7 protein-coding genes are annotated in these 3,489 nt (G+C 65.5%); all 7 read right to left on the bottom strand.

Annotated elements, in window-relative coordinates:
• The coding region (gene acsF, locus DM995_RS13445) for a magnesium-protoporphyrin IX monomethyl ester (oxidative) cyclase (RefSeq protein WP_232824389.1) at positions 1–1,001 on the bottom strand (1,001 nt) is incomplete at its 3' end.
• Between the two features lie 35 nt (positions 1,002–1,036).
• Positions 1,037–1,333, bottom strand: coding sequence for an O2-dependent cyclase accessory protein (locus DM995_RS13440; protein WP_353653365.1), 297 nt, complete (start codon positions 1,331–1,333; stop codon positions 1,037–1,039).
• Positions 1,330–1,836: a photosynthetic complex assembly protein PuhC gene (puhC, locus tag DM995_RS13435; RefSeq protein WP_116969748.1), complete on the bottom strand. Its 507-nt coding sequence runs from the start codon at positions 1,834–1,836 to the stop codon at positions 1,330–1,332. Before puhC ends, DM995_RS13440 begins: the two co-directional genes overlap by 4 nt.
• Positions 1,833–2,228, bottom strand: a complete 396-nt coding sequence (puhB, locus tag DM995_RS22395; RefSeq protein ID WP_232824388.1) for a photosynthetic complex putative assembly protein PuhB — start codon at positions 2,226–2,228, stop codon at positions 1,833–1,835. The genes puhC and puhB overlap by 4 nt, the downstream gene beginning before the upstream one ends.
• Positions 2,228–2,464 carry a hypothetical protein gene (locus tag DM995_RS22390; protein WP_232824387.1) on the bottom strand — a complete coding sequence of 79 codons (237 nt, stop codon included), beginning with the start codon at positions 2,462–2,464 and terminating at the stop codon, positions 2,228–2,230. The genes puhB and DM995_RS22390 overlap by 1 nt, the downstream gene beginning before the upstream one ends.
• Complete coding sequence (gene puhA, locus DM995_RS13425) at positions 2,461–3,216, bottom strand: photosynthetic reaction center subunit H (protein ID WP_232824386.1); 756 nt, start codon at positions 3,214–3,216, stop codon at positions 2,461–2,463. Before puhA ends, DM995_RS22390 begins: the two co-directional genes overlap by 4 nt.
• 45 nt (positions 3,217–3,261) lie before the next feature.
• Positions 3,262–3,489, bottom strand: a 228-nt coding sequence (locus DM995_RS13420; RefSeq protein ID WP_198669365.1) for a PucC family protein, incomplete at its 5' end; no start/stop codon positions are given.

Here is a 3,489-nt window from a genome sequence, read left to right as displayed (position 1 = left end):
CCGATCATGCCGCCGGCGCGCTGCACCAGCCCGCCCAGCCCGCCGCGCGCCTTGCCCGCCGCGATCCGGTCCGAGGCCAGACGCAGCTTTTCCATCTGCGCGCGCAGCGCCGGATTGTCGGTATCGATCTCGACCGGGAAGACCTGGCGGCTGATCGCGGTGCAGATGTCGAACACGCGGTAATCGTAATCGGTGGGGTCGACGCCCAAAGCGGCGTGAAAGACCGGGCGGCTGTGATCGCGCACGTACATGGTGGCATAGACCGAGAGGATGAAGAACTTGATCCAGTAGCGGTTGAGGCCGGTGAGCAGCTTCGGGTCCGCATGGAGGAGCATCGCGAACGCCTCGCCATGGCGGAACTCGTCATTGCACCATTGCTCGAACCAGTTGAAGATCGGGTGGAAGCGGTTTTCCGGGTGGCGCGCGAGGTGCCGGTAGATCGCGATATAGCGTGCATAGCCGATCTTCTCGGACAGATAGACCGCGTAGAAGATGAACTTCGGCTTGAAGAAGGTGTATTTCTTGGTCTTGGTCAGGAACGACAGGTCGATGCCGATCCCGGCGTCCTTGAGCACCTCGTTGATGAACCCGGCATGGCGGCTCTCGTCGCGCGCGAGCAGCTTGAACAGCTTCTTGACGTCGGGATTCCTGGTCCGCTTGGCGATTTCGGCATAGAGGATGCAGCCCGAAAATTCCGAGGTCAGCGAGCTCACCAGAAAATCGATGAATTCGCGGCGCAGCGCGGGTTCGAGCGATTCGATCACGCCGTCGAAGCTTTCGGAGCGGCGGAAATGCGCCTTGTTGGGGTCGCCTTCCATGTCCGCCATCAGCTGGTCCCATTCGGCGCGCACCAGGCTGACGTCGATCGCATCGAGCGCATCGAAATCGGTGGTGTAGAAGCGCGGGGACAGCACGGTTTCCTGCGTCGCCAGCGCCATGGTGTCGGGTGCATCGGGCAGCCTTGCCGCGCCTGCCGCCTTCACTTTCGTCTGCATGTTCATCGCACCACTCCCGTTGTTTGTCTGAACATCCGCGCTCACCACCGGCTGGTGGTGAAGCTGACCTCGTACAGTTCCTTGAGCTCGCCCATCGCGGTCAGCTTCGTCCATGCGCGCAGCAATGGACCCGCCGGGTGCACCGTCGCCATGCGCTGGATCAAAATGGACTCGCCGAATCCGACAATGATCGGATCGCCATGCACGCGCACCTTGTCGCCCGGCTGGATCGCGACATCACCGTCGAGCTCGACATGCGCGTGGAAATGCGCCTCGCTCTGCTCCACCTGGATGCGGCAGGGCGTATCGAATGCAGGCTGGCGCAGCAGGTTCATCATTTCAGCAGCGCCTGGAAGGTCGCCCGGTTGGTCGGACCGAATGCGCCCAGCTCGATCACGCGGTTGGTCGCGGTATCGGTGAGCGAGAGCGAGCCGTCGCTCCAGTGGTTGAGCTCGTACGGCGCATCCATCGGAATGCCGCGCACATGGCGGCCCCGGCCCATGCCACGCAGCACGCCGCGGATGAAACCGCTGCCCTCTTCGCCATAGACATGCACCGTCTGGCCGGTGACCGCATCGGTCACCACGACCTTGCCGTTCTGCGCATCGGCAAAGCGCAGCACGCGCGATTGCAGCGCGGTCGCCGCTTCCGCCGCGCGCACATCGCTGGCCGAGGGCGAGGGCGCGATCCAGCCGAGCTGGGTCGCGCTGGTCAGTGCGAGCGTGAACAGCACCACCCCGCACGCCATCACCAGCGCGCCTTTGGGCACGGTATTTTCATGGCTGTGGCCATGGCCGCCGTGCGAATGATGGTGGTTATGGCTGGGCGAGGCGCTGGTCATGCGATGGCTCCCTGAAGATGCGCAGGCACTCCCTCGCCCGCTGCGACATTGGCCTGTTGCGCGCGGTCGACCGGCGCGATCGCCGCGACGGCGCGCGCAAGCCGTTCGCCGACCACCGCCGCATCGGGCAGCGCGCGCAGCATCGGTTCGGGATGTCCAAGCTTCCACGGACGCGCATGCGGCCAGAGGACGAGATAGCCCAGGTTATGCGGGCCGATCAGCTGCAGCGCCAGATCGCCCTCGACCGGACCGAGCGCGCGCAGGTTCGCGCCGCCGATCTTGGCGAGCGGGAGGTTGATGCACATGTTGAGCGCGACGCCGATGCGCAGCACGACGCGCTTGCTGGTCAATGTGTACACGGTCGTGCGCGCCACCGCCCAGGCATAGAGCATCAGCAGCCCCACCCCGAGCGCCCCGGGGCGATCGCGGTCGCGATCACCCCGCCGGTGCTGCCATTGTAGATGGCGAGCGCGACGAGCGCAGCAAAATACAGCCCGACGATGCGCGTGAAGAACGCGCTGCGCGCCAGCAGCCGCCAGTCGGGCGAGCCCTGCCAGAGCAGGGTCTCCCCTTGCGGGAGCTCGCCGGGCAGACCCCGGACGGGCTCTTCGTCATATTCGGTGATCATATCAGCGGCTCCTGCCGGGCCCGGTTGGCATAGAGATAGCCGCCGCCGAAATAGCCAGAGATCTTGTCTTCCTCGTAGCGGCTGATCTGTCCGGGCGTTTCGACCTGCGGGCATCCGGCAAACTGCGCGGCGTTGATCGCGTCGACCACGATCTGGCGGGCGGAGCGGCGGATCTTGGCCATCGGCATCGGTGCGAGCGCATGCACGCCCTCGGCGGTGACGACCTCCAGATAGCGGACCTGATGCTCCGAACGGTCGACCCAGATCTCGGCGACCGTGCCCGCGACCGCGCCATCGGCGCCAATCACGGTCATGCCGCGCGGATCGGGATCACCGCGCGCGATCGAGAAGCTGGGCTCCAGCGCCATCGGCACGATGCGGTTGTTGCCGAACGCGTCGATATCGGGAAGGCGGCTGCGCTCGGCATAGGCGGCAGGCCCGATGCAGTCGGTCAGCGGGTTGCCGGTGGGCACATAGGGCGCACCGGGGAACGGGCTGACGCGGCGTCCGGCAATGTCGAACCTTTCCTTGCCGATGGTCGGCGTGGTCACGGTGCCGCGGCCGAAGGGCAGCTTGAAGGTCTTCGGGGTCGCGTGCAGCAGCGGCCCGCCCATGCCCAGCGAACGCCCGGTCAGGTCGTCCTCGAGCGGAAAGCCCTCGCGTCGGTCCTCTCGGCGGAGATAATAGATCAGGCCGATGAAAAACAGCACGAACGCCCAGAAGGCGATCGATGCGACATCGATATTCCCCACGATATTGCCGTTAAACATGGCACTTACCTCTCTTCTTCAAGACCCTCATGTCGGAAATTCGGTGAGGCCGAACCGCGGTGGCGGGGCGGATTCATCGATCGGCTGGCCCCCGACAAGCGGGCCAAGCACGATCATGGTGACGAGCAGCAGGACGATTTCGATCAGATAGACGGTGCCGTATCCGGTGGCGCGATAGGCCAGGGTCTCGCCGATCCGGTCGGCGAGCGCGAGCGAGGAGACGGCATCGCGGATCAGCCCGCCCGCCGCCACCGC

The organism is Blastomonas sp. UPD001, from assembly GCF_003426715.1.
Taxonomy (GTDB): Bacteria; Pseudomonadota; Alphaproteobacteria; order Sphingomonadales; family Sphingomonadaceae; genus Blastomonas.
This window is presented reverse-complemented; position numbering and strand designations above follow the sequence as displayed.